Source organism: Roseibium sp. AWQ4_254, from assembly GCF_056161025.1.
In genome coordinates, this window is sequence record NZ_JBSWYH010000012.1 from 76,560 (window position 1) to 102,203 (window position 25,644).

27 protein-coding genes are annotated in these 25,644 nt (G+C 59.2%); 8 read left to right on the forward strand and 19 right to left on the reverse strand.

All coding sequences use genetic code 11. The features are described from left to right. Positions 1-11: 11 nt before the first annotated feature. The 3 genes from ACXAIC_RS11095 (at position 12) to ACXAIC_RS11105 (ending at position 4,418) form a co-directional block, all read left to right on the forward strand. Entirely contained in the window at positions 12-293 is a 282-nt protein-coding gene (locus ACXAIC_RS11095; RefSeq protein WP_475177962.1) for a YiaA/YiaB family inner membrane protein, read from the forward strand. 61 nt (positions 294-354) lie between these two features. Then, entirely contained in the window at positions 355-3,774 is a 3,420-nt protein-coding gene (locus ACXAIC_RS11100; protein ID WP_475177966.1) for an acyl-[ACP]--phospholipid O-acyltransferase, read from the forward strand. A gap of 209 nt (positions 3,775-3,983) precedes the next feature. Next, positions 3,984-4,418, forward strand: coding sequence for an HIT family protein (locus tag ACXAIC_RS11105; protein ID WP_475177971.1), 435 nt, complete (start codon positions 3,984-3,986; stop codon positions 4,416-4,418). A 57-nt stretch (positions 4,419-4,475) separates the two neighbouring features. On the opposite strand, the gene ACXAIC_RS11110 is transcribed toward ACXAIC_RS11105, so the two are convergent. From ACXAIC_RS11110 to ACXAIC_RS11140, 7 genes are all read right to left on the reverse strand, one after another. Continuing rightward, on the reverse strand, positions 4,476-5,126 hold the full coding sequence (locus ACXAIC_RS11110; RefSeq protein ID WP_475177977.1) for a glutathione S-transferase family protein: 651 nt from the start codon (positions 5,124-5,126) through the stop codon (positions 4,476-4,478). 78 nt (positions 5,127-5,204) lie between these two features. Beyond that, positions 5,205-5,570, reverse strand: coding sequence for an AzlD domain-containing protein (locus ACXAIC_RS11115; RefSeq protein ID WP_475177983.1), 366 nt, complete (start codon positions 5,568-5,570; stop codon positions 5,205-5,207). After that, complete coding sequence (locus ACXAIC_RS11120; protein ID WP_475177986.1) at positions 5,567-6,277, reverse strand: AzlC family ABC transporter permease; 711 nt, start codon at positions 6,275-6,277, stop codon at positions 5,567-5,569. The genes ACXAIC_RS11115 and ACXAIC_RS11120 overlap by 4 nt, the downstream gene beginning before the upstream one ends. Positions 6,278-6,694: 417 nt before the next feature. Next, positions 6,695-7,399, reverse strand: coding sequence for an SDR family oxidoreductase (locus ACXAIC_RS11125; protein ID WP_475177992.1), 705 nt, complete (start codon positions 7,397-7,399; stop codon positions 6,695-6,697). A gap of 232 nt (positions 7,400-7,631) precedes the next feature. Further along, on the reverse strand, positions 7,632-10,079 hold the full coding sequence (gene clpA, locus ACXAIC_RS11130) for an ATP-dependent Clp protease ATP-binding subunit ClpA (protein ID WP_475177997.1): 2,448 nt from the start codon (positions 10,077-10,079) through the stop codon (positions 7,632-7,634). A 12-nt stretch (positions 10,080-10,091) separates the two neighbouring features. Continuing rightward, positions 10,092-10,424 carry an ATP-dependent Clp protease adapter ClpS gene (gene clpS / locus ACXAIC_RS11135; protein ID WP_475178002.1) on the reverse strand — a complete coding sequence of 111 codons (333 nt, stop codon included), beginning with the start codon at positions 10,422-10,424 and terminating at the stop codon, positions 10,092-10,094. Positions 10,425-10,820: 396 nt separating this feature from the next. Next, the gene (locus ACXAIC_RS11140; protein ID WP_475178005.1) at positions 10,821-11,153 is read right to left on the reverse strand and encodes a phasin family protein; all 333 of its coding nucleotides are present in this window, start codon (positions 11,151-11,153) and stop codon (positions 10,821-10,823) included. A 671-nt stretch (positions 11,154-11,824) separates the two neighbouring features. Here ACXAIC_RS11140 and ACXAIC_RS11145 point away from each other — a divergent pair. Further along, the gene (locus tag ACXAIC_RS11145) at positions 11,825-13,642 is read left to right on the forward strand and encodes a serine hydrolase (protein ID WP_475178009.1); all 1,818 of its coding nucleotides are present in this window, start codon (positions 11,825-11,827) and stop codon (positions 13,640-13,642) included. Between the two features lie 17 nt (positions 13,643-13,659). Here the strand turns inward: ACXAIC_RS11145 and ACXAIC_RS11150 are convergent, their stop codons facing one another. The 3 genes from ACXAIC_RS11150 to ACXAIC_RS11160 all read right to left on the reverse strand — a co-directional run bounded on the left by ACXAIC_RS11150 (position 13,660) and on the right by ACXAIC_RS11160 (position 15,671). Further along, positions 13,660-14,367: a DnaJ domain-containing protein gene (locus ACXAIC_RS11150; RefSeq protein WP_475178012.1), complete on the reverse strand. Its 708-nt coding sequence runs from the start codon at positions 14,365-14,367 to the stop codon at positions 13,660-13,662. Continuing rightward, on the reverse strand, positions 14,367-15,119 hold the full coding sequence (locus ACXAIC_RS11155; RefSeq protein ID WP_475178015.1) for a vWA domain-containing protein: 753 nt from the start codon (positions 15,117-15,119) through the stop codon (positions 14,367-14,369). The genes ACXAIC_RS11150 and ACXAIC_RS11155 overlap by 1 nt, the downstream gene beginning before the upstream one ends. A gap of 117 nt (positions 15,120-15,236) precedes the next feature. Further along, positions 15,237-15,671, reverse strand: a complete 435-nt coding sequence (locus ACXAIC_RS11160) for a DUF1489 family protein (protein ID WP_475178019.1) — start codon at positions 15,669-15,671, stop codon at positions 15,237-15,239. Between the two features lie 131 nt (positions 15,672-15,802). Here ACXAIC_RS11160 and ACXAIC_RS11165 point away from each other — a divergent pair, with 131 nt between their 5' ends. The 3 genes from ACXAIC_RS11165 to ACXAIC_RS11175 all read left to right on the forward strand — a co-directional run bounded on the left by ACXAIC_RS11165 (position 15,803) and on the right by ACXAIC_RS11175 (position 18,448). Beyond that, positions 15,803-16,687 carry an NAD(P)H-binding protein gene (locus ACXAIC_RS11165; RefSeq protein WP_475178021.1) on the forward strand — a complete coding sequence of 295 codons (885 nt, stop codon included), beginning with the start codon at positions 15,803-15,805 and terminating at the stop codon, positions 16,685-16,687. 95 nt (positions 16,688-16,782) lie between these two features. Next, the gene (locus ACXAIC_RS11170) at positions 16,783-17,328 is read left to right on the forward strand and encodes a hypothetical protein (protein WP_475178025.1); all 546 of its coding nucleotides are present in this window, start codon (positions 16,783-16,785) and stop codon (positions 17,326-17,328) included. A gap of 397 nt (positions 17,329-17,725) precedes the next feature. Then, positions 17,726-18,448 carry a DUF599 domain-containing protein gene (locus tag ACXAIC_RS11175; protein ID WP_475178027.1) on the forward strand — a complete coding sequence of 241 codons (723 nt, stop codon included), beginning with the start codon at positions 17,726-17,728 and terminating at the stop codon, positions 18,446-18,448. On the opposite strand, the gene ACXAIC_RS11180 is transcribed toward ACXAIC_RS11175, so the two are convergent. Further along, positions 18,367-19,614 (reverse strand): adenylate/guanylate cyclase domain-containing protein, encoded by a 1,248-nt coding sequence (locus ACXAIC_RS11180; RefSeq protein WP_475178030.1) that lies wholly within the window; start codon positions 19,612-19,614, stop codon positions 18,367-18,369. The two genes, ACXAIC_RS11175 and ACXAIC_RS11180, sit on opposite strands and share 82 nt — an antisense overlap. Positions 19,615-19,772: 158 nt before the next feature. Next, a complete protein-coding gene (locus ACXAIC_RS11185; protein ID WP_475178034.1) occupies positions 19,773-20,453 on the reverse strand; it encodes a YdcF family protein in 681 nt (226 codons plus the stop codon). Between the two features lie 572 nt (positions 20,454-21,025). Between ACXAIC_RS11185 and ACXAIC_RS11190 the strand changes: the two genes are divergently transcribed. Further along, the gene (locus ACXAIC_RS11190; RefSeq protein ID WP_475178039.1) at positions 21,026-21,430 is read left to right on the forward strand and encodes a globin domain-containing protein; all 405 of its coding nucleotides are present in this window, start codon (positions 21,026-21,028) and stop codon (positions 21,428-21,430) included. Between the two features lie 115 nt (positions 21,431-21,545). Here the strand turns inward: ACXAIC_RS11190 and ACXAIC_RS11195 are convergent, their stop codons facing one another. From ACXAIC_RS11195 to ACXAIC_RS11225, 7 genes are all read right to left on the reverse strand, one after another. Continuing rightward, positions 21,546-21,710, reverse strand: a complete 165-nt coding sequence (locus ACXAIC_RS11195; RefSeq protein WP_475178043.1) for a hypothetical protein — start codon at positions 21,708-21,710, stop codon at positions 21,546-21,548. Then, the gene (locus ACXAIC_RS11200) at positions 21,697-22,311 is read right to left on the reverse strand and encodes an ATP-dependent Clp protease proteolytic subunit (protein ID WP_475178047.1); all 615 of its coding nucleotides are present in this window, start codon (positions 22,309-22,311) and stop codon (positions 21,697-21,699) included. The genes ACXAIC_RS11195 and ACXAIC_RS11200 overlap by 14 nt, the downstream gene beginning before the upstream one ends. Positions 22,312-22,502: 191 nt before the next feature. After that, the gene (locus ACXAIC_RS11205) at positions 22,503-23,357 is read right to left on the reverse strand and encodes an adenylate/guanylate cyclase domain-containing protein (protein ID WP_475178052.1); all 855 of its coding nucleotides are present in this window, start codon (positions 23,355-23,357) and stop codon (positions 22,503-22,505) included. Between the two features lie 93 nt (positions 23,358-23,450). Beyond that, positions 23,451-23,858, reverse strand: a complete 408-nt coding sequence (locus tag ACXAIC_RS11210; RefSeq protein ID WP_475178056.1) for an ACT domain-containing protein — start codon at positions 23,856-23,858, stop codon at positions 23,451-23,453. Positions 23,859-23,965: 107 nt separating this feature from the next. Beyond that, positions 23,966-24,658: an SDR family oxidoreductase gene (locus ACXAIC_RS11215; RefSeq protein WP_475178060.1), complete on the reverse strand. Its 693-nt coding sequence runs from the start codon at positions 24,656-24,658 to the stop codon at positions 23,966-23,968. Between the two features lie 67 nt (positions 24,659-24,725). After that, a complete protein-coding gene (locus ACXAIC_RS11220) occupies positions 24,726-25,115 on the reverse strand; it encodes a cupin domain-containing protein (RefSeq protein ID WP_475178064.1) in 390 nt (129 codons plus the stop codon). Then, positions 25,112-25,624 (reverse strand): SET domain-containing protein, encoded by a 513-nt coding sequence (locus tag ACXAIC_RS11225; RefSeq protein WP_475178069.1) that lies wholly within the window; start codon positions 25,622-25,624, stop codon positions 25,112-25,114. The genes ACXAIC_RS11220 and ACXAIC_RS11225 overlap by 4 nt, the downstream gene beginning before the upstream one ends. Positions 25,625-25,644 lie beyond the last annotated feature (20 nt).

A 25,644-nucleotide genomic window follows, 5' to 3' on the forward strand; every position in this document is an offset into this window, starting at 1 on the left:
AAGGACACACCATGCAGGACAATCAGATCAAACAATCCAGCAACTGGATGATTTTCACCGGCCTCAGCTTTGCGGTCGCCGCCATCATGATGGCGCTTGGCATCTACAATCTGGAAGCCAGCTTCTCAGCCAAGGGATTTTATGCCATGGCTTCGCTTATGCTGGTTCACACGGCCGTCACCCTGACCAAGACGCTGCGGGACAGGGATGAAGCAGAGAAGTTCCACAACCGGCTGGAAGAGGCCAAAACCGAAAAACTGCTGATGGACATCAGCAAGCCGGATCACGGCTGATCCAGATTGCGAACGGGCGGCTGGCACCAGCCGCCCTTGCCACCGGAGAAAGACACCGACCATGCGTACCCCCCTGATAACCTCCAAGCGATTTGCCCCGCTGTTCTGGACCCAGTTCCTATCCGCCTTCAACGACAATTTCCTGAAGAACACGCTGGTGTTTCTGGTGCTGTTTCAGGTGGCAGCCGCAGGGGACGGCACCGGCGCGTCCGGCGCCCTCATTGCCCTGGCAGGCGCCATTTTCATTGCCCCCTTCCTGTTCCTGTCCGCCCTGGGCGGTGAACTGGCCGACAAATACGACAAGTCGATCCTGGCCAGGCGCACCAAGGCGGTCGAAATTGCCGGTGCCGGGCTTGCCATCGCCGGTATGGCAACAGGCTCCCTGGTTGTTCTCTTCTCCGCCCTCTTCCTGTTCGGCGCCATGTCCGCCCTGTTCAGCCCGGTCAAATACGGTCTCCTGCCGGAACATCTGGAGGCCGACGAGCTGCCCCGGGCCAATGCCTGGATTGAAGCTGGAACCTTTCTGGCCATTCTGGGCGGGACAATTTCGGCCGGGCTGATCTTTGCAGCAGGGGCGCCGGCGCTGATCTTTGACCCCATGATGATGGCCCTGGCCCTGGCCTGTTACGGCATGAGCCGGCAGATCCCGCACGCGGCCGCGGCCTCTCCCGATCTGAAAGTCGACTGGAACATCCTGACCTCCACCTGGAGAATTCTGTCTGATCTCTCCAGCAACCGCCGTCTCTTGAAGGTGGCCCTGATGAATGGCTGGTTCTGGCTCGCGGGCTCCATCGTGCTGGCGCTGCTGCCGCTGATCGTCAAGGATATGCTGGGCGGCGATGAAACTGCCGTCACCTATTTCCTGACCGTTTTCGCCATCTCCATCGGCCTTGGCTCGGCCCTTGCCGCCTGGCTCTCGGCTGGCCGCGTCGTGCTTCTGCCCGCCCCGGCCGGCACCTTGCTGGTGGCCCTGTTCAGCGCCGACATCGCCTGGACCCTGTCCACCCTGCCGGAGGCGGTTCCGGCCGCCGGTCTTGTGGACTTCTTGAGCCGTCAGGGCACGTGGCGCCTGACCATCGACATGGCCGGCCTTGCCATTGCGGGCGCCCTTCTGGTGGTGCCCACCTTCACCGCCCTGCAGACCTGGGCAGACCCGAAAAGCCGTGCCCGCCGCATTGCCGGGTCCAACGCGCTTGGTGCAGCCATCATGGCCCTTGGCGGCCTCACCCTGGCCGGAGCCCAAAAAGCCGGTGTCTCCATTCCCGTGATCATGGCAACCCTTGGCGGCCTGAATGCACTGGCCGCCGTCCTCATGCTGAAGACCTTGCCGACCAATCCGCTGCGCGATGCGATCACCATTCTCTACCGGGCCATCTTCCGGGTTGAGATCAAAGGACTTGAGAACCTGGAAAAGGCAGGCGAGGCACCGATTCTGGCGCTCAATCACGTCTCTTACCTGGATGCCGGCCTGGCGTTGACCCTGACGGACCGCACCCCCACCTTTGCCATCGACTACACTGTTGCGCAGCGCTGGTGGGTCCGCCCCTTCCTCCGGCTGGCCAATGCTTTGCCGATCAACCCGGCCAAGCCGCTGGCGACCCGTTCCCTGATCAAGGTGGTCAAATCCGGCGAACCGATGGTGATCTTTCCCGAAGGCCGCCTGACGGTCACCGGCTCCCTGATGAAGGTCTATGACGGGGCGGCCATGGTCGCGGACAAGACCGGCGCGATGATTGTGCCGATCCGCATCGACGGTCTGGAAAAGACCCCCTTTTCCTATCTGAACCCCTACCAGATCCGCAAACGCCTGTTTCCGAAAGTGAAGGTGACCATCATGGAGCCCAAACACCTGGACTTGCCGGAAGATCTGAAGGGCCGAAAACGCCGGATCGCGGCGGGGAGTGCGCTCTACCAGATCATGTCGGAGCTGATGTTCGAGACCAGCCTGGCCGAAGACAAGACGATTTTGGATCAGCTGATTGCCACCGCCAAGGAACGCGGCTCCTCCCAGACGGCACTGGAAGACCCGATCTCCGGCGCTCTCAGTTATAGCAAACTGTTGACAGGCGCCGCTGTTCTGGGCCGCAAGATCCTGGCGTTGACACCTGGGGAGAACACGCTCGGCATCATGCTGCCCAATGCCAACGGCTCGGCCGTCACGGTTCTGGCGGCCATGTCCGCCGGCAAGGTGCCTGCCATGATCAACTTCACTGCCGGTCTGGAAAACGTGCTGTCGGCCTGCCGGACAGCCAGGATCCAGACCGTGCTGACCTCCCGGGCCTTCCTGCGTCAGGCCAAACTGGAGGATCTGGCAGAAGGGCTTGCGCCCCATGTGAAACTGGTCTGGCTTGACGAGCTGCGCGAGGAGATCGGCCTTGCCGACAAACTGCGCGGCGCGCTCTCCCGCAACCGGCCGCTGGTCCGCCGCACCAGCAGTGACACGGCCGTCATCCTGTTCACTTCCGGCTCTGAAGGCACGCCCAAAGGGGTTGTACTGACCCACAAGAACATTCTGGCCAACGCCAACCAGGCGGCGTCGCGGATCGATTTTTCCGCCTCCGACAAGGTGTTCAACGTGCTGCCGATGTTCCATTCCTTCGGCCTGACCGCCGGCACGATCCTCCCGCTGATTTCCGGAGTGCCCACCTATCTCTACCCCTCACCGCTGCACTACCGGATCATCCCCGAACTGATTTACAGTTCCAACGCAACGATCCTTTTCGGCACGGACACCTTCCTGAACGGCTATGCACGGGTGGCCCACGCCTATGACTTCCGCTCCCTGCGCTACTGTTTTGCAGGCGCCGAGCCCGTGAAACAAACAACCCGGCAAACCTACATGGACCGGTTCGGAGTGCGGGTCCTGGAGGGGTACGGAGTGACGGAGACCTCGCCTGTCATCGCGCTCAACACGCCCATGTTCAGCAAGCCGGGCACTGTGGGCAAACTCATGCCTGGCATGGTGTCGCGCCTCGAACCGGTGCCGGGTGTGGACGATGGCGGCCGGTTGCTGGTCTCCGGCCCCAATGTGATGGCCGGTTATCTGAAAGCCGACAATCCCGGCGTCATTGAACCGGTGGCCAGCGGCTGGCACGATACGGGCGACATTGTCGCCATTGATGAAGACGGCTTCCTGACCATCAAGGGCCGGGCCAAGCGCTTCGCCAAGATCGGCGGCGAAATGGTCTCGCTCGCCGCAGTCGAAGCGATTGCCGCACAGGTCTGGCCGGATCAACTGTCAGCGGTCACCGCTATCAAGGATCCCCGCAAGGGGGAGAAACTGATCCTGATCACCGAATGCGCCGAAGCGTCCCGGAGTGATTTCCTAAAAGCTGCGAAAGACCGGGGCGCCCAGGATCTCATGATCCCGGCCGAAGTGCGGGTTGTTGCCAAGGTCCCTGTGCTTGGAACCGGCAAGATCGACTTTGCCGGGGTCTCCGAACTGGTGGCCGGGGAAGGACTTGCCACCAACGCTGCCTGATCCGGGCGTCCCCTTGCCGCTCGCGGCCTGCCCCTGTGCCCCGGTGAAAACCGGGGCACAGGCCTCTTGCCCGGAAGAACGGTCTGAGACTATACCAACCTCAATGGATAGAAACCGGTCAGATCGGGCTCTATCCGTTGAGATTGGCATTCGTCTTTGCCCACGGCGGCAAGATGCCGGCCCGTTAAGCCAGACAGGACCTCTAAGACATGACCATCCCCGCCTATGACGATCAGAATGTGTTCGCCAAGATCCTGCGCGGCGAGCTGCCCAGCCACAAGGTATTTGAAGACGATCAGACCTTTGTGATGATGGACATCATGCCCCGGGGCGACGGCCATATTCTGGTGATCCCCAAGGCCCCGTCGCGCAATATTCTCGACATTGCTCCGGATGATCTTGCTGCCGTCATGGCCACGGTGCAGAAAATGGCCCTTACCGTGATCAAGGCTTTCGGGGCGGATGGCACCACCATCCAGCAATTCTCAGAATCGGCCGGCGGACAGGTTGTCTTCCACACCCATGTCCATGTCATTCCGCGCTTCGAAGGGGTTTCCCTGAAACCCCACACGGGCGAGATGGCCGACAATGAAATGCTGGCCGCCCAGGCGGAAAAAATCCGGGCAGCCCTGGCTTCAGCTTAAAACCAAAGCTGCCCTTCAAGAGCGCTTTCTTGGTCGATCAGATGACCAGTGCCTCCATCAGAGCAGCCCGGCCTGGCGGGCTGCCTCTTCATGCTCCTTGGCCAGATTGGAATCTTCCTGCAGCACCTTGACAGCCGCAGGACGGGACAGGAACCGGTCCGTGTAGGCTTGGAATTCTGCATGTTCGGGCACAAGACCGAACATCATGCCCCAGCGCAGGCCCATGGCCCAGATCACGTCAACCGCCGTCATCTTCTCCCCCAACACATAAGGCCCCTTGGCCAGCTGGACGCGCATGTTGGACATCACCATATCAAAGCTGCCATAGGGTGACATGGCATGGGGCGCTTCTTCCCGCTTCATGGCCCGGTCCACCAGGGACGGCTCATAGCAGGACGCCATATAGACGAACCAGCGCAGATAGGCGGCCCGGAGCGGGTCATCCAGCGCAGGCGCCAGGCCTTTTTCAGCAAAAAGGTCTGCGAGATAAAGATAGATCGCCACCTGCTCGGTCACCACGGCCTCCCCGCAGCGCACCGCCGGAACCTTGCCTGCCGGATTGATAGCCAGAAACTCCGGCTCCCGGTTCTCGCCAAGCTTGAAGTTGATGACATTGAGCTTATAGGACGCGCCCAGCTCTTCCAGCAGAATGCGCACACCGGTCGCCCGGGTCTGCGGGGCGTAAAATAGTTCGACCTGATCCGTCATTTTGATCTCCAGCCTTCAAGACGTTTTGTGAGATCAGCCTAGTGACCTGAAGCTGACGAGCAACTCAATGTTTCAAATTCACCGCACGAGTAGATCCAAAAGCCACCAGCCGCCCATCAAAAAGGCTTCGGCCACCAGAACCCCGACAATCACCCTCTGACGCCCGGCCAGAAAGGCTGCAAACCCGGCACAGGCAGCGGCAATGCGCAACCACATGGGCGTTTCCCCTAAAACCCCTTGGGGAAACAAGATGAGCTTTGAAATCAGCCCGGCCACCAGCGCTGTGGCCACACAGCGCACCCACACCAGAAGCTCGCTGTCTTCGCGCAGGCGGCCGCTGGCGAAAACACCAATCCAGCGCCAGACATCCGTTGCCAGCCACCCGGCCACCAGGATCATCACATATGGCCACCACCAGGTGGCGGAAAGTCCAGTTCCGCTCATGCCCGCCCCTTCCTCAAAACCCGCAGTACCAGATAAGTTCCGGTGCCCCCGGCAAGACCGGTCCACAGAAGATCGAGCCCCGGCAGATAGAGAAAAAACAACGGCCCGAGCACCAGCCCGGCCACCATGGCGGCCTTGTCGAGCGACAGCCGCGCCGCTCCCCAGAGCGAGCACAGGAAATAGACCGGTGTCAGGAGCACCAGCGCTCCGGCGATCACATCCGGCATGCGCTCCACCGCCAGATAGGCCGCGCCCGTCATGCAAAAGACAAAACTGGTCACCGCACTGCCAAAGCCGGTGAAATAGGGCAGCCGGGCCTCGCGGGGCAGCTCCGGCAGACTGCGCATGGCAAACACCCAGGCGGTCACCGCAACAAAATGGGACGCGATCAGGAGCTGCCAGGTTTTGGTTTTGCCCGGCACCTTGACCATTGGCATCAGCGCCATGGTCATGGGCATCAGCCGGACCGAGGCCAGCGCAACGGCAATGGCAGCCGGGATCAGCCCCATGCCGGACGACAGCGCCCCGGTCAGAAGGACGATGGACGGCAGGGCCCAGATGAAACCGGTCATCGCCAGGGTTTCCGGAAGGGACAGCCCCGTTTCCCGCGCCAGTCCGGCATACCCGACAAAGGCGGCTGTCAGGATCAAGGCCGGGATCGAAACGGCTGCGCGTGCGCCCAGCAAAAACCAGCGGCGTCCCGGCAAGGGCGGCTCATCAGCTGGTTGAGACGGGGGACTCCCCCGGGAGACTGTCATGTGAAGAAGACTCGAAAGGGCACTTTGATAAGGCAGCCTTAGCTTCTTGCAGGAAGGCTGTCCAGAGGCGTTCCTCTCCGGAGCAGTCCTCCAAGCCTTTTGCCGCCTCTTGCCAAAACGCCATGCGGGGGTCCGGAGCCAGGTCCAGGACGGCCCGGAACAAGACAATTCCAAGGTGTCCGCCAAGCGCGGCACCTTATCCTGAAGACGGCCTGAAAGGCCTGTCTCGAAGGACGGGCCAGACTATTCAGAGCAAGCGGACGATCCTTCGAGACAGCGCTCGCGCGTTCCTTCAGGATGCGGCAGAGAGGGTGCGACGTCCTGCTTGAAAGATGTCCTGGACCTCAGAAGGTGATCGCGTTCGGCTCAAACCGACCGGGTCAACCCGCCATCGATACGGATGTTCTGGCCGGTCATATAGGCCGCTGCGTCGCTGGCGAGATAGGAAATCAGGCTGGCAACTTCTTCCATCTGGCCGTAGCGGCCCATCGGGATGCGCTCGCGCCGGTCGTCCTTTTCCGGCAGGCTGTCGATGAAGCCGGGCAGCACGTTGTTCATGCGCACATTCTGGGGGGCGAACTTGTCCGAAAAGAGCTTTGTGAAGCTGGCAAGCCCGGCCCGGAACACGCCCGAAGTGGGGAACATAGGGTCAGGTTCAAAGACGGCGAAGGTGGAAATGTTGAGGATGGTGCCACCGCCCAACCGGGCCATGACCGGTGCCACCAGACGACTCGGCCGAATGACATTCATCAGGTAATAATCCATGCCGCGATGCCAGTCCTCGTCGGAAATCTCCAGAATGTCACCTTTGGGACCATGGCCTGCAGAATTGACAAGAACATCAATTCTTCCAAAAGCTTCCATTGAGTTATCGACAAAAGCCTTTAAATCTTCTGGCACCAGATTGGACCCTGTAAAGCCGACACCTCCCAACTCCCTGGCCAACGCCTCCCCCTTGCCGGAGGACGACAGGATCGCAACCTTCATGCCGTCCGCCGCCAGGCGGCGGGCCGCCGCTGCCCCCATTCCGGATCCGCCAGCCGTGATCAGGGCAACCTTCGTTTCAGACATCGTCAACTCCTTGTATCGTGCTGCCCAAGCCTATGACCAAGTTCACCTGATAGAAACCTATCCAACCGGAAACAAACACATTTCTGGAATGATGCTCAGCCTTCGCTCAAACGGTTGCTCCCTGCTTAACGCACGATGCTCTAACACCGGCCCCGCTCAGGCCCCCTGCCTCCGGAGCATAAAAAAAACCCCGGACAGCAATCCGGGGTTTTCTTTATCCGGCAGGGCCGGATCAATCGGCGAGCGGCACTTTCGGCACCAGGCTTTTCTTCGACGACCCGCCCTTGCCACCGGTTGATTTGGACGGTTTGGCTGCAGTTGCCTTGGCGGCCGGCTTGCGTCGGCGCTTCGGCTTGGCCTTGGTCTCTGTCTTGGCCTTCGGTTTGGGCGGCGTCGCCCGTTCCTCGACACTTTCCAACAGCAGACCCTTGCCATCTTCGGAAACGGACACACGGACCATACCGCCCTTTTTCAGCTTGCCGAACAGAACCTCGTCGGCCAGCGGGCGCTTTATATGCTCCTGAATGACCCGCCCGAGCGGCCGGGCCCCCATCTGGGTGTCATAACCCTTGTCGGCCAGCCATTTCACCGCCTCATCGGTCAGCTCGAAGGTCACATTGCGGTCCGCAAGCTGGACCTCAAGCTGCATGACGAATTTCTCGACAACCTTGTAGACCACCTCCTTCGGCAGGTTGCCGAACGGGATGATCGCATCGAGACGGTTGCGGAATTCCGGCGTGAACAGCTTGTTGATCGCCTCCGCATCGTCGCCTTCGCGCTTCACCCGGTTGAATCCGACCGGCATCTTGGCCATGTCGGCCGCGCCCGCATTGGTGGTCATGATCAGGATGACATTGCGGAAATCGACCTGCTTGCCGTTGTGATCGGTCAGCTTGCCGTGATCCATCACCTGCAACAGGATATTGTAGAGATCCGGATGGGCCTTCTCGATTTCATCCAGCAGCAGCACACAATGGGGGTGCTGGTCGACCCCGTCAGTCAACAGACCGCCCTGGTCGAAACCGACATAGCCCGGAGGTGCGCCGATCAGGCGGGACACCGTGTGCCGCTCCATATATTCCGACATGTCGAACCGGATCAGCTCCACGCCAAGCGAAGACGCCAACTGGCGGGCCACCTCAGTCTTGCCGACCCCGGTGGGACCGGAAAAGAGATAGCTGCCGATGGGCTTGTCTGGCTCACGCAGTCCGGCCCGGGCCAGCTTGATCGCCGAGGCCAAAGTTTCGATGGCACTGTCCTGGCCATAAACAACCCGCTTCAGATCCTTACCCAGATTTTCCAGCACCTCCGCATCGTCCTTGGAGACGGATTTCGGTGGAATCCGCGCCATTGTGGCGATGGTGTTTTCAATTTCCTTCACACCGATCGTCTTGCGGCGGCGGGCTTCGGGCACCAGCATCTGGGACGCGCCGGTTTCGTCCAGCACGTCAATGGCCTTGTCCGGGAGCTTCCGGTCGGCAATATATTTAGCCGACAGTTCGACCGCCGTTTTGATGGCATCATGGGTGTAGCGGACCTTGTGGAAGTCTTCGAAATAGGGCTTGAGCCCCTTCAGAATGTCGATGGCATCGGGGATCGAGGGTTCGTTGACATCGATTTTCTGGAACCGGCGCACCAGCGCCCGGTCCTTCTCGAAGAATTGCCGGTATTCCTTGTAGGTGGTCGAGCCGATGCAGCGGATCGCACCGGAAGCCAGAGCCGGCTTCAACAAATTCGATGCGTCCATGGCCCCGCCGGAGGTGGCGCCCGCACCGATGACCGTGTGGATTTCATCGATGAACATCACCGCGCCCGGATAGTCCTCAATTTCCTTCACGACCTGTTTCAGCCGCTCCTCGAAATCGCCCCGGTAGCGTGTCCCGGCCAGCAGAGACCCCATGTCGAGGGAAAAGATCGTCGCTTCGGTCAGCACATCAGGCACATCGCCATTGACAATCCGATGGGCAAGACCCTCGGCAATGGCGGTCTTGCCAACGCCTGGATCTCCCACGAACAGCGGGTTGTTCTTGGACCGGCGGCACAGAATCTGGATCGTGCGCTGGATTTCACTGTCCCGGCCGATCAGCGGGTCGATCTTGCCGCTGGAGGCCTTGTCGTTGAGATTGACGCAATAAGCTTCCAGCGCATCGGTCTTCTGGCTGGATTTCTTCTCGCCGTCAGCGCCCGGCAGAATGTCTTCCTCATCCGCCCCTTCCACGGGCCGGGCCTCGGACATGCCTGGGCGCTTTGCAATGCCATGGGAAATGTAGTTGACCGCATCGTAGCGGGTCATGTCCTGATCTTGCAGGAAATAGGCCGCATGGCTCTCCCGCTCCGCAAAGATCGCCACCAGCACATTGGCACCGGTCACCTCCTCACGGCCCGACGACTGGACATGGATGACCGCACGCTGGATCACCCGCTGGAAACCGGCGGTAGGTTTGGAATCCTCGTCATTGTCTGTGACCAGATTGTCCAGCTCGGTCTCGATATACTCCACGAGATTGCGCCGGATCGTCTCCAGATCGACATTGCAGGCCCGCATGACGGCTGCCGCGTCCTGATCATCGATCAGGGCCAGGAGCAGATGCTCAAGCGTGGCATACTCCTGCTGCCGTTCATTGGCAAAGGCCAGGGCTTGGTGAAGGGCTTTTTCAAGACTGCGTGAGAAAGAAGGCACGTGCGTTGGTCCTCACTTTTTTTCCATGACGCATTGCAGCGGATGCTGGTGTTTGCGGGCGAAATCCATCACCTGGGTCACCTTGGTCTCGGCGACCTCGTAAGAGTATATCCCGCATTCCCCCACACCATGGTGATGAACATGCAACATGATGCGGGTCGCTTCTTCCCGGTTCTTCTGAAAGAAGCTTTCCACAACGTGAATGACAAACTCCATCGGAGTGTAGTCATCGTTCAAAAGCAGCACACGATAGAGATTTGGCCGCTTGGTAACCGTTTTCGTTCGGGTAACAACAACAGTTCCGGTGTCGTCACCGTCATTGTCATAATCTGGGCCCGCCGACATTGCCGTCACTATTTGCCTCTATCCTTCCGGACCTGGCCGGTGTCAAAAGTCCCTGCAGCTGGGCTGTATGTCGCCCGCTGCCTGACGCTTCCGCGCACTTGCGCACGGAAGCGGAGATCATCACCGGTAATCCTGCCGCGCCAGCCGCGCGGGCGCAATGGTCGATTTCATCAAGATGCAGGAGATTGATCCAAATGGAAGGCAATGCCGCCCGCCCTACACCCATGTAGGTGATCAAAACCGGGTTTAAAGATGGGAGCACCGGGCAATTCGGCGTGATTGCGGCATCTTTTTGCACATCCGGCAAAATATGGGCATATCTGTATAAATGTGAAAAACCCGGCTCCTGAGAACCGGGTTTTTCAAAAAACTGCCTAGCCGAAAGAACCTTGCAGGTTATTTCGCCATTTTGCCAAGCACGCCTTCATAGGGCTTGTAAGCGTCTTTGGACAAATCGGTGACCATTTCACCGATCTTGGTCATTTCACCGACAAAACCTTCATAAGCGGTCTTCACGTAGTCGGTCTGAGCTTCAAAGGCCTTGTCCAGGGACTTGGACGCTACAAGCTTCTCCACTGCGGCAGAGCCTTCTTCAAAGGACTTTTTCTGGTAGTCAGCAACTTCTGCGGCGATCGCCTGAAAACCCTTGCTCATGGACCCGAAGGATTCCATGGCCATGTCCATATTGTCTTTGCTCAACTTCTGGAAATCTTCAAAGCTGTTCATCATGATACTGCCCTCATCATACGTGCCGGCCCAGTCCTGTCCAGCCTTGAAAACGGCCTAAGGATATCCGGTACATGCTTAGCGTTACCTACAAGAAAATTTTCGTAATGCACCGCACAAAAACTGTCAAGGCGATTTTGCAGCGCAAAAACAACCCCTGATAGCACTACGTACTTGATTTCACTACGTAAGGATGATTACTTACCCACCCTAAAACCCGCACAAAACGGGCACTTTTCGACATTTTTAAGCTACAACTCAGTTCATTCGCATTCAACGAAATAACGTAACGGAAGAAATAAGCACCGAAGACCTCAAATGGCTACTTTCCTCTCACGAACGAATGGTCCAGCTCCCAGATCAATGCAAGCAAGAACGAATTCAATTTAAACAATCATACGTAAAAAATGTAATTTTATGAAATTATACAAATATCATATCTACACCACGCTGAATAACAAGGCGTTATTCAAGATTAATCATTGATTAACTCTGACAAAAAACAAAAATTCGATGTGCTTTTTCTGCATTCCATTTACACATTCGTAACCGTGTTTCCATCAAATGGTCTGGACTTCACGAAGCAGCGGCGGGGCTCACGAGGGGGCGAGATCGACCCGCGGCGCTTCAGACAGAAACGTGTGACCCGGATTGGGATAGTAACTGTGTTTGGTATGCGTTTTCATCGTCTGGCTGTGGCAATGACCCGGCTCGGCAAACTTCTGACGCTCGGCGCTCTTTTGCTCTGCCTCCCCTCGGCTGCGATGGCAAACCCGAAATATGCGGGCATAGTTGTCGACGCAAAGACCGGCAAGACCCTCTATGCGTCTTCAGCAGATTCGTATCGTTATCCCGCCTCCCTCACCAAGATAATGACACTCTATATTGTCTTTGAGGAACTCGAGGCCGGGCGCCTGTCCCTGGACAGCCGTTTGAAAGTGTCCAAATACGCTTCCGGCCGGCCGCCGTCCAAACTGGGCCTGAAGGCTGGCAGGACGATCCGTGTCAAGGATGCCATCCTGGCCCTGGTCACCAAATCCGCCAATGATGTTGCCACAGTGGTGGCGGAAAATATCGGTGGCTCGGAAAAAGCCTTTGCAGCGCGCATGACCCGCACCGCCCGCGCGCTGGGAATGAAAAAGACCACCTTCCGCAATCCACATGGCCTGCCCAATTCCGGCCAGCGCACGACCGCGCGCGACATGGCCACCCTCGGCCGCGCCATCCAGGAACATTTTCCGCAATATTATGGCTACTTCAAAACCCGGTCCTACAAATACAAGGGCCGCACCTATGGCAACCACAACAAGCTGCTTGGCCGGGTGAAGGGTGTTGACGGGATCAAGACTGGGTATATCCGGGCCTCCGGCTTCAATCTGGTGACCTCGGTCAAACGCAATGGCCGCCAGATCGTGGCCGTTGTCATGGGTGGGCGCACCGGCGCGTCCCGCAACGCGCAAATGACCAAACTGATCAACCGGTATCTGCCCAAGGCAAGCCGAGGCAAGAAAACCGTCCCGGCAATCGCCAAGCATAGCGTGGCACCGGCCCTGGTTATCGCCAAGCTCACCAATCCGCCGGTTCCGAAAACGAAGCCAGGCCAGCGCCCCGCACCGGCCGACAGCGCCGCGATGGTGCTTGCTTTTGGCAAGGATGCCAAAGGAACCGCAGCGCCGGTCCCGGCCCCTGCTCCTGCCCATTCCCCGCAAATGCAGACAGCGGAAGTGGCGGACAAGGCAACGGCCCCCCCCAAGACCATTCCAGGCTTCGGGGACTCCATCCCCGTTCCACCAAAACTGGTTAAACAGCGCTTTGACAGCACCTTTGCAGTTGCCACAGCTCTACCGCCCGTGCCCCGGGAGAGCCCTGATGTAGACCTGACCACCAATTCGGTCGGAACCACAGAACTGCTGGAGGCCGCGCGCGCAAAAATTGCCCGGGCCCAGGACAAGACCGCCATACAGCAGGCGTCTTCAATCGATGCTTCGGGAACGATCAAGGTGGAAACCGTGACCATTGAAACGCTTCCGGCACCGGAAGCAGGCGGCGGCAACGCTCCGGTCGGCAGCGCTCCGGTCGGCAGCGCGCCTGTTAAACTGGCCATGGCCTCCGCAACTGGAACGCCGGCCCCCGAAGAAGGTGCCCCTGCCATTGAAGAGGCAGCAGCCGTCGTCAAGGATGCGGACAGGACCAAAAGCAAAGGTGACACCGTCACCCTGGCCACAAGCGACACCCCAGATATCGAGCCGGGCTGGCAGGTTCAGATCGCTGCAGCGGAGAGTGAAAACCAGGCTGTCGCACTTTTGAAAAAGGCCAAACAGAAAACCGGCGGCGCCCTGCGAGGCCGCTCGCCCTACACCGAACCCGTCGAATCCAATGGCAAAATGCTCTACCGGGCCCGCTTTGCCGGTTTCGACACCAAGACGTCGGCCCGCAAGGCCTGCAAAACTCTCAAAAAGGCAAAATTCGCCTGCTTCGCCATCTACCAGTAACCGCGTAACGGATGCCGTCAATGTCCTCTGAGAAGCGTGTCTTTAGCCTCGTTGATTTTCGCCGCGAGGAAACCGGAACCTCCCCTGTCGGGGTGCACCCGCATCATAAGCCTGCGATGCGCGGCTCGAATTTCCGCGTCCCCGGCATTGGGCGAAAGCCCCAGGATCTCGTAGGCCTCCTCATCTGTCATGGGGCCAGAGCCCGCCGGGCTTCCCTGCCCCTGTGCTCCATCCGTCTGGAAGTGTTCACGCCAGCCGGCAAGCCTGCGGTCGAGATAAGCTTCGACTAATTTGCGGCTCTGGTCGTCCTGAGCCGTTTCTCCCCAAAAAGCCTCTAGCTCCGGCTCGCTCAGCGCATCCAGCCTGCGGCCCTGAAAGCCGCCGGCCAGGATCAGACCGGTCATTTCACCCGTGTCGTGATCCAGCTCCATTTCGACCATGGCTGTGCGCACTCGCGAGGTCTGCCCGGCCGACTTGGACGCCCTGTAACCACCGCTCACGCCTCTAAACCCGGCAATTCCCAGCAGCGACAGGCCAAGACCAAGGGCCGGGAGGGCAAACAGAAACCGGCCGGTCAGGGCAAACAGCCCCCCCAGAAGCAGAAGCCCGATCCCGCCATATATCCGGATCTTGCGGGCAAGGTCCGCCGGATTCGCCTGTACGAAGCTGCGCAGTCCATAAAGCACCGCGCCGAGCACAAACACGCCAAAAAGAATATAGATCATCAGCCAGATTTGATTTGCTGCAACAGCAGACGGGCCCCCTGCCCGCCTTTCTTTTCCAACGCCTGCAGCGCTTGTGAGCCGCCACTGGCATATACGGCAACCGCTTTCAAGAGCTCGGCCAGTTGCCCGGCCGATCCTGCATCAAAGGGGCAATAGGCCCCTTTGGTCAAACGCGCGATTTCACGGAAGGCCTGTTCGGCCACCGGATCACGCCCCTCCTGAAACACGAAGACCGGCACTCCCAGGAGCCCCAGCTGCCCGGCCTTGTCACACAGGACATCGACATCTTCTTCCATGCAGTCGCCGACATAGACGAGACCCGCAATTCTGTCCTCCTCCGCCGCCTTCAAGGCTGCGGTCAGAACCTTGCCGATCTGTGTGCGCCCGCCCTGCACCGAGATCCGCCCCATCGCCCGGGCCAGATCCTCACTGCGCTCGAACCATCTGGAGGCCTTGCATTCGCGAAAGCCGCGAAAATAAACCAGCTTGATCCTGAGGCCACCGATCCGACCGGCTTCTTGAAACATTTCGGCCTGAATGTGGCACGCCCTGTCCCAGGTAGGCTGGCGGCTCATGGTCGCGTCCAGCGCAAACACCAGACGCCCGCCGGGCGCTGTCCGGCTCGCAGCGGCCAGCGCTTCGGTGTCCTGAACCTTTTGCAGAAAGGCCGAGATATCGTCCTGGCTCGACGCCAAACCGCCGTGCTGCCGGACCGGCATCTCCGCTGTTCCCTCTCGACGCTTTGTGGCCATCCGTCCTGCCCTCGTCTTGAACGCTCCGTCCTTGAAAGTGGTTCCCCAAGAACCATTTGGCAAGGTTGCCGGGTCCAAAGCGCCAGCCGTCTGCGCGGGCCAGACCAGACGCAGGCTTTAAAGCAGGCAAAGCTCCGCAAGGTCGCGGCGCATGGCCTCCGGCATCGCCGCCGTATCTCCGGCCGCGCGCATATCGGCCGGAGCCTCCTCCGGCTTCAGATACCGCCAGCCCTGGAACGGGCGTTTCGGCTGATACCGGGTTAGGATCAGCCGGGGCTCCAGCACCAGATCGCAGCGCTTGATCCCGGCGTCGTCGGTGAATAGGCGGATATCAATCAGATGCTGGCGCGCCTGGATCTTGCCCTTGATCACCCAATAGAGCGAACCGCCATCCAGAAGCTCATCCTTGCGTGTCGGCGCCATACGGGTCGTATGTGTGGTAACCTCCTCAAGCCCGGCCAGGCGTGCCTGCTCAACCCGGAAATCGATCCATGCCTGAAGGGACTCAGCGCTGTCTGCGCCCACACATAATTTTACCAGATGCAAGGTCATCCTTCTGACGTATCAGGCCTGAAGGCAACGTCAAGCAGACAGGGTGAAAGCGGTGCAAAGGCCGGTGGATTGTTCAAGCGCTTTTTCTTTCAAGGCTTGCGCCTTGGGACCGAAACGCGTTCTGTGCTGACATGGACGTTTTTGTGACCGGCGGCACCGGCACGATCGGCGCCGCAATCGTAAACCATCTCATCTCGCAGGACGTCCGGGTCATCGCCCTGGCCCGGTCGGACGATGCGGCTGAAAGGCTGAGAGCTCTGGGCGCCAGCGCTTTTCCCGGGGACCTGGAGGCGCCCGACGGCTGGGTCAGCCGGGCCGCGTCCTGCGATGCGGTCATCCATGCGGGTGCAACCTTCTCAAGCGAAATGGGCCGGATCGACCGGCTTGCAATGCTGGCCCTTAAACAGGCTGCCAAACACCGCAAACAACCTTTGAAACTGATTTATACCGGCGGTATCTGGCTGTTTCCCGAGACCCGTGCCGCAGAACGGTTGAGCGAAAAAACACCCTTTTCCCCCTTGCCCGCCTTCCGCTACATGGCCGAAACAATCCGGACCCTGTCCCATGGTACGGATCTCAATCTGGTGGTGCTACACCCGGCTCTGGCCTGCAGCCGGGCCGCCGGTCCAATTGCCGAAATGACCAGGGCTCTCAAGGTGGGCGCCCCATTCAGGACCCGCGCTGCGCCGGGCACTTCATGGCCGCTTGTGGACGTCACCGATCTTGCTGCACTCTATGGGCTTGCCCTCAGACAGGCCCGCTTCCGCATGAGCCTGATCGCCAGCAGCATTTCCGGCATCTCCGTCGGCCATCTGGCCGCCCACATTTCAGCCCGCCATGGCCAGCCCCTGGACATCGAAACCATCCCCGCCCCGCAAGGCAGCCCGCCAGACACGGACTGGAGCGCCGGCTACGCCCTGTCCCAGCAGGTCGACACGGCCCGCGCACAGCGCACAACGGGTTGGCGTCCGGAAAGCCCCACGATCGAAGATCTGGTTGTGAACCTGTCCAGATAGTCCCGACACCACCGGAGCGTTTGCGGATCAACGGCAAAGACTTTTTCAATTCCTCAGCCGTTAAAATAGGCCAAACGTTTCATCGGACTGCGTGAATGACCCGGCTTATTGCAAGTTTTCTGTTTCTGACGCTGACGGCTCTGCCTGTTTTGGCAGCAGAGCCCCCACCGCTTGGCGCCTTCAAGGTGGTCAACACCACAGGGTTTTCCGAAGAAGACGGCCACCGGCGCCCGATTGCCCGTGACAGGCGGATCGGACAGGCCACAATCAGTCAGCAGACAGAGGACAGCCTGCAGCTTGCGATCAATGGCACACAGATTACCTTGTTCGCACTCCCAAAAGGTCTGGACGGACTGGAATGGACGGCGCGGGACGCTGAGATCCTGCACCATTCCGACATCGCCGCCTTGAACAGCGCCCTGGCAGACAGCAGTCTTCCGGCTTGGGGTGCAGAGGTCGCCTGGCCAGGAGCCGGCCTTGCCCGGCTGGTGCTGATGCCGGTCGGCCCAGAGGCCTATACAGGGTTCCTGATCAGCTATCCGGGTGGCAAAATCATCGTCCGGCAGATGGAATTCCGGCAGGTTTTCGGCCCGGCTGACAGGCCCTCTGCCGGGACATTTGAGCAAGAACAGGGCTTTTGACATGAAAAAGGCGCAGCTCCTGGCTGCGCCCTTGCGTGACAACGTCCCGCTTGCCGTTAGTTGGCTGCGGCGACGGCTTGTTGTGCGCCATCGGCATCGTTGAACAGGAGGATCATCGTCAAAGCGAGACCAACTGCAGCGACAGTCCAAAGAGTGACGCTCCAACAAGACTTCTGCACGTTTTCGTCCATTAAAACCCTACACTTTTTTGTAAGGCGCCAGTCCCCTGCGAATTGAAATGAGGCGCCATTGAGGCGAGGAGGTAAACGATCCCTTACCTTTTCGCAAGCGCAAAAATAGAGCAACTGACCCGACAATTTTGCAGACCAGAATTCCCTTCCGTATTTCAGCCGCTTATGCTGAGGAAAAACAGGTCCCGACTGAAAAAGGGTTTCAAATGCATGTTCTTTCTGCGCTGGATCTGGCGGCTGCGGCCTGGTTCCTGTTTGCCTGGTTCGGATTCAATCTGATCGTGGATGTCAGCCCGCTGCGCAAGAAAACCCTGTCCAGTGCCATGGACGAGTACCGCCGCAGCTGGATGATCTCTATGTGCCAGCGAGAGGTGCGCATCATGGACACGTCGATCATGTCAGGATTGCAGCAGGGAACAGCGTTTTTCGCCTCAACCGCCCTGCTTGCCATTGGCGGCGGCTTCGCCCTTCTGGAGGCCACCGACCGGATCGTGCAGATCGCCGGCGACCTGTCCATTCCAGTCGAAAGCAGCCGGGCCATCTGGGAAATCAAGGTTCTGGGCCTGATGCTGATTCTTGCCTACGGCTTTTTCAAATTCGGTTGGGCCTACAGGCTGTTCAACTATGCCAGCATCATCATGGGCGCGGTGCCGGACCGGGATCAGGCCCCGCAGGAAGAGATCCGTACCATTGCTAGTCAGGCCGGGGACATGAACGTGCTGGCCGGACGCCACTTCAACCGTGGCCAGCGGGCGCTCTTTTTTGCGATCGGATTTCTGGGCTGGTTTGCCGGACCGCTTGTCTTTGCAGGCACCACGCTGGCCGTTCTGGTTGTCCTGCTCAGGCGTCAGTTTTTCTCGCGCGCCCGCTCAGCCGTTGTGTCCGGGCAATATCCCAGCCCGTCGTCCCTCAGCAAATCCGGCGAATAGACCGCAACCGGATCATCGAAGCCCTTGACCTCATAACGGCCGAACAGCCCGGACCGGCACCCCATGATGTCGGAGAGTGCGTCGGACACCAGCACTTCGCGTTGGAGATCTTTGGCCAGTTCGGCGATCCGGGCCGCCAGATTGACGACCGGCCCGACAACGGTGAAATCAAGGCGGGTTTCACTGCCCACATTGCCATAAAACACATCGCCCGCATGCAGAGCGATGCCGACACTGAGATCCGGCGTATCTGCGCAGGTATTCGCGCCGTTGATCGTCTCGATCCGGCGGAGCGTGTCCCGGGCTGCCATAAGGGCCTGTTTAGATGCATGCCTGGCTTCTTCCTCTGTTTCATAGGGGAAGATCGCCATGACCTCATCGCCGATATATTTGAGCACCTCGCCCCCATGGGCTTCTACGGCGCCGGTCATGGCCCCGAAATATTTGTTCAGGAACTGCACAATCCTGTCTGCGGGAAGCCGGTTGGAAAGCCGGGTGAAGCCGCGAATATCAGCAAAGCTAACCACGGCCTTGATCCATTCGCCCTCACCGCGCCGCGTGGTGCCATGAAGAACTCTGGATGCGGCCCGCGGACCGACATAGGTGTCGAGCACGGTTTCGGCCGTCCGCTTGAGGGTCTTCAGCTCGCACACAAGAGCCAGCGGCCGCAGCAAAGATTCAAACACGCTGATATGCGCGCTGGAGAACCCGCCCGAAGCCTTTGTGGCAAAGGTCGCCGTTTTCACGGACCCGTCGGAAAACAGCATCGGCAGGGCGATATAGTCAGTGAAGCCTGTGTGAAAAAGCGTCTCGGTCACAGGAAAGGCTCTGGAGGCCTCCGGATCGCGGGCCATCTCCACCCGCACCGGCTGCAAGGTCTCGTGCACCTGCTTGACCGGACTGCTGTTATAGTCCGTATCGGATTTGATGTCCTTGGTGTAGCGGATCAGCTCACTGGTCCCGTCACTCGACCAGATCGAGGCTTCTGCCTGAACATTCGGGTGCACAATCCAGATGCCGGTTGTCACACGGTCAACAGGAACATGGCCCGCGCGCAAACGTTCACCCAGGTCACAGACAATCTCCAGGGTGCCCGCAAGCTGCGGCGCATCGCTGTAAAGCCACTGCACTATGTTTGCCGAAACAAGCGGCGCTTCGAGGACCATCAGCCCACGTCCCTTCCCTGCTGCCTTCACCGGGCACACCCTGCCCGGTCATTTCCGGTGCATATGGGGCTGATGCCCCTCCGAAAAAAGAGGGCAGCGCTGCGGAGCAGCTATGCAGCTTTGGCCTGCCGCCAGTTCATCAGCGCCCAAAGGACACGTCAGGGGCCGGGAAACAGCTGCGGTGTGCGGTCCGTCATCCAGTAGGCCAGCAGCCCGGCCCATTCCCGAAACGCAAGATCAAAACGCCGCAGACCTTTGGACACGCCGGTAAAGCCGAGGCCCCTGTCTTCGAGGCCGCGGGTTCTATAATCAACTGGATATGCGGTCACGCCGGTCCAGCCCGCCTGCTCAAAAACGCCCATTGCCCGGGGCATATGGTAGGCGGAGGTCACCAGAAGCCATCTCTGCCCCGGCCTGGGCTGGACTCGCTTGCGGGTCAGGACCGCGTTTTCCCAGGTGTTACGCGCAGCATCTTCCAACAGAACCCGGTTCGCAGGAATGCCGAAATCCTCAAAGAGCCGCGCAGCCCCTTCCGCTTCTGTGGCCTGCGACGACACGATCACCCCCTTGCCGCCGGTATGGATCAACTGGGCTCCGGGCAGGTGCCGCGCCAGCCGTGCCGCAATCGTGAGCCGTTCCCCTGACGTGGTCAGGGCCGTATCGCCGCGGCCGCCGGTGACAACTGTATCGACAGCGCCCCCCAGCACGATGATGCCGTCATAGCCCTCTAAGGTGGCGGGCCTGGAGAACCGTTCTTCAAGGGGCAGAATAAGCCAGTTGGCAGCAGGCGACAGACCGGCAAAGGCCAGCCCGCCAATCCCAAAAAGCGCTAGGCGCAAGGCACCAGAGCGCCGAATCCCCAGGGACGCAAACAGCAGCCCTGATAGGGACAGAACAATGAGAAAGTTGGACGGCTGAATTAAAAAATAGCCGATTTTTGAAAGATAGAAGAACACCCAGGCGACCCGATTACCGACAAATTCTGTCAAATGACAAGAAGCCACTAAGTAGCCGATTTCATGACAACCCTTTAAATTTCTGTTTTAGAAATATTCAAGATTATTTTTAGAAACAAAAAAGGATCAAACAGGCGAAATCCTCTTGCATTTCTGAAGTTATACAAATTTTTCCAACGAGAAATATAAAGCCAAAACCGCTGATAATCCATAAGTTTAATGGTCACACCACAGAAATAAATGTGATAATCATCTGTCATATTTTACAGGGAATCTGGATCGCCAGTGCGGGTTGCAGACCGGTTGAATCCGGGCGCACCGGTTACTTCAGATACGGAAGAGCCTTGTCTAATTTCACAAAGACAAGATCAGTGACCGAGGTCACAGGGGCAAGGGCCGAACTACGGCAATATGGGGGCGTAGTTTTCGTAAAGGCACAGTCGAGGGTTGGTCAGATGACACTCTATTTGAAACTCGGGGGACGTGACGCGGTGTCGCGGGCGCTGCCGCACCTGCACACCCGGCTTGATCAGGATCCTTATTTCGATGTTTCTGCATTCAAGACGGAAATGGAACATTCAGATGATCTGATCGAGTTCCTGATCTTTCTTCTGGGCGGGGCTCCCTCTTATGAGGGCAAGCCGATCTGTCAGCTTCTGGCACCGATCTGCACCTGCCCGGATGTGTATGAACGGTTTGTGGACCACCTGGTCGGCGTCTTTCTGGAAAGGCGTAAATGCGCCAACGACGAAGCAGATCTACGCCGTTCCATGGAGACCTTGCGCCCCCGTGTCCTCGATCCCAAACCGGTGGATCCGATCATGGTCTATTCCGTCGAACCGGATTTGATCTCCGCCTGAGACGGGATTCTGGCTTTCCTTGCGGAGCGCGCCAGCGCTCTGCCGCCCTCCAGGCGCTCAAAAGCCAGACGCCAGCCGGAGCTCCCTCTCCACTGCGTCTTGAGGCGTGCTGCGGTCATACCGCTTCAAACCGTTTTTCTTTTGCATCGAATGCCCTGAATATCAGGCAGCGAAAGGCATCTCGGGTAAAATGCGCCTTGCTCAAAAAAGAAAACGCCGGTGCAAAAGCACCGGCGTTTCCCCAAAGCATGGCTTTCAAGAGACGGTCAGCCGAGTTCATCGACGCTGGTCACGACCTTGCCGACAAGACCATAGCTGATCCCTTCTTCCGGGCTCATCCAGTAATCCCGGTCCGTATCCTTCTCGATCCGGTCGATCGGCTGGCCGGTGGCATCCGCAAAGATCTTGTTCAGCCGGTCCCGCATCTTGATGATCTCCTTGGCCTGGATTTCGATATCGGTGGCCATGCCGCCGGCGCCGCCGGAGGGTTGATGCAGAAGGAAACGCGTGTTGGGGGTGCAAAAGCGCTTGTCCTTGGGAACAGACACGTAGATCAGTGCCCCGGCGCTGGCGACCCAGCCCATGCCGAGAATGCGCACTTCAGGCGCAATGAACTTGATCGTGTCGTGGATCATGTCACCCGATTCAACATGGCCGCCCGGAGAGGACACGATCACGGTGATCGGATCGTTTGAAACCTGTGCCAGCGCCAGAAGACGGGCGCAGACGTCGCGTGCCATATCCTGGGTCACCGGTCCGGTGATCAGTACCGTGCGCGCTTCAAACAGGTGCTTGTCGACCTGGATCGACGGCTGGCTCTTGGACTTGTCCTCGTCATCATCATCGAGGCGGGCTGGCACCGTGGTCGAATAATTTTTCATGCGCAGGATTAAGCTCCCTTGGCTGTTGGGCCGGCCGGGCCGGCATTTTTTTGAACGGGACAACACACCGGCGCTGCCCGTCTTGGAACCATGTTTAAGCGATGTATCGGTCACTCGCAAACCTTGAAACTCTCAATAGCCTGAAAACAGTTATCAGAATGGGAACAGCGGCCACGATAGGTCTTGCCCCTTTACCCCTGCTTCGGATCAGTCTCAGCGGAGCCCTCGTCCTTCTTTCCTACAAAAAGATGCCACAGGAGGAAAACACCGAAGGGAAGCGACGGCCAGACAAACCACAAATTCGACAGACCAGACGTCAGCAGGTTCAAAATAAAGAAAACACCGATCATGAAGACGGAGCGTCGCACACGGCGGGGCTGGGAGCGGATCCAGCGGCGCGCCTGTTCAAACCCGTTGGCAGCCGCCCTGGCATCCGGGTCCCAGCCCCGGTGGGGTGGCGGCCTGTCAGAGGCTGGCCCCGCCTCCTCAAGCGGGCCGGACAGTGGAGCCTCCGGTGCATTGCGTCCGCCGAGGCGCACCGAATAGGTTTCAACCGGTTCGCTGACATTCTTCACATGCTGGGGCCCTTGCGGGTCGAACCCCAGAGCCACCTTGTTTTTCACCTGATCAAACACCGACTGGGACAGCATGATGCCGCCCTTTTTGGCAATCTGCTGCAGCCGGGCAGCCACATTCACCCCGTCTCCGTAGATGTCATCGCCCTCAACCATGATATCGCCGAGATTGATCCCGATCCGGAAATCCATCCGGTCGCCGTCCGGCAGATCCGAATTGCGCTGCGACAATTCGTTCTGAATATCAACGGCACATTGTACCGCTTCAATCACCGACACGAATTCGATGATAACCGCATCGCCCCAGGTGTTGACGATCCGGCCATTGTGGCGCTCCGTCAGCGCGGACATGACAGATCGGTAGGCCTTGAGACGGTCAAGGGTTCCGTCCTCGTCCCGCTCCATCAATTTCGAATATTGTGCAACATCTGCGCACATGATTGCCGACAGACGCCGCTTCACCCGCTTCATGCTGAAACCTCTGATTGCCCATGCTTAGGAATGGGAAGCCAAAGCGCAAATTGCAAGCGCTAATCTTGGGCCGGCTCTCATGCGGTCGGCCAGCTAACCGGACGGGCGCGAAAGGTCCTGAAGCACGGCAAGAGCCCTCTCCGCCTGCTCGTTGGGCACAAAAACATGGTCGTGGAAAAAGGCGGCAACCACATTGGCCGGAATGCCCGCCTCCGCCAGCGCCGCTGCGACAGCCGCTGTCAGGCCAACCGCTTCCAGAGAGGAATGCACGGCCAGGGTGATCCGCCGGAACCACTCCGCCTCCTCAACACCAAGCGCATGCGCTGTCTTGACAGGCAAGATGGCCGTCGTGCCTTCCGTTTCCGCAAACAGCCCCACGGGTGAATGCGCTGCCAGATCTTCAAATCCGAGATTTGCGAAGGTGCAGAACACATAAGGCTCCGGATCGAGCATGGGCCGCATGTGGGAAATGAGGGCTTTGAGATCGGTTTCACCGGTCATAGGGGGGTTGTCCGAATCTGAATTAAGATCCCGAGAGCCTGCACCAGTTCCGCCCCATCCCGCAAGCCGCGCTCCTGGCGGCGTTCTCTCGGCCACAGGTCCAAGGCCTACCAATCGATGATCTTGCCGTGATGATCGAAAAAACCGCCGCTCTGTATCGGGGTCAGTGTATCAAGAACCGCGCTCAGACGGCTGGCAGCCTCTTCCGGCTCCTGAACGTCCAGGCCGGTTTTGGAAAAACCTTCGGTCAAGGGCGTGCGCACAGTGCCCGGATGCAGGGCCACACAAATGGCCTCAGGGGTCTTGCGCGCCAGTTCCACGGCTGCCGTGCGCACAAGCTGATTGAGCGCCGCCTTGGAGGCCCTGTAGGCATACCAGCCCCCGGCCCGGTTGTCGCCAATCGATCCAACCCTGGCAGACAGGGTGACGAACAGGCTGCGGCCCTCTTTCGGCAGCAGGGGCAGAAAGTGTTTCATCAGCAGAGCCGGACCAATGGCATTGATGGCAAAAGACTGCGCCATCGCTTCCGGAGCAATTTCCCTCAAGCTCTTTTCCGGGCGGGTTTCCGGAAGAGACAGCGCCCCGGTCGCATCGAAGAGCAGCCGCAGCTCTCCGTTTCCGGCCGCAACACGCTCTGCCCAAAGCGCCACACTGGCCTCGTCCAGAAGATCCAGGGGCGGTGACGATGCCCGGGACAGGCCGGTCACCTCGTCATAGCACCCGGTCCCGGCCAGGTGCCGGCACAGCGCGGAGCCGATCCCGCCCGTGGCGCCAATCACCAATGCAATGCTGTTAGACATGTGAGCGTCTGTTTCCTCTTCAAAACCTCTCTACGCTGGCAGACCCCTTCAGGGATCAGTTGACACGTCAGCTCTGCAGCAAAGGCTCCCAGATCCCGTCAACATATTCGGCTTCATGATCCCCCGGCCATGGCGGCATGGATATGCAGATGAATTTAAGAGCGGTCTCGCCTTCGCATCGATATTGAAAGGCCGTTCCGGCCGGAATGTCGATCGAAACGCCGGGCAGAAGGTCAACCATGCTCTCCTGCGCCCCGCAGGACCGCCAGATCTGCCCCCTGCCTTCCAGAACGTGCCAGAATTCGTTGACCGTCTGGTGCCGGGTCGCCCGTTTGACCTGGCCCGGCGGCACCGTGGAATGGATCATGTTGCCCGTTGGCCCGTCCATGATAAAACGAATTTCAGCCCCTGCCGGAGATCTGGCATCGGGCTTTGCGGGCAGCGTGGTCTGTTTCATGTTTTCTCAGTCAGAGGGTCAAGTTTGACTTGAAGATAGCTGGAAAACCAGCCGGCATAGCGCTCTTGCAGTTCCAGCCGCCTCCAGTCCCGGCCCGTCACCTTTCCCCGGCACAGCGCCGCCCCGCAGGCGCAGGTCATCTGCCAGTCATCATCGTCCCCGGTCGCATAATCAAAAGTCAGCTCATCACCGGCCTCGATCTGGCGCATGGCGTGAAAGCAGATCTGGCCCTTGATGCCGACATTCGGATCGCAGGAATGGTTGAGAGACATCATTGAGGCGTCCCGCTCCGCGGCTGTAACCGGTCCCAGGAACAGATCGTCGCCAATCTGGATTTCCGCCGGCCCAAGAGTATGCGCAAGCCTGTCGCGGGTGGCCCGGTCGAACACATGGCCGCCCTTGACCACAACCAGCTCTCCCGGCGCGATGCGGCTGGCTGCAAAAAGCCCTGTTCCTTCAATGCCGCTCCGGCGTTTTTTAACCTTGTGCGAAAACCAGCTGGCAACCATCAACCTCTCCAAAGAATGCA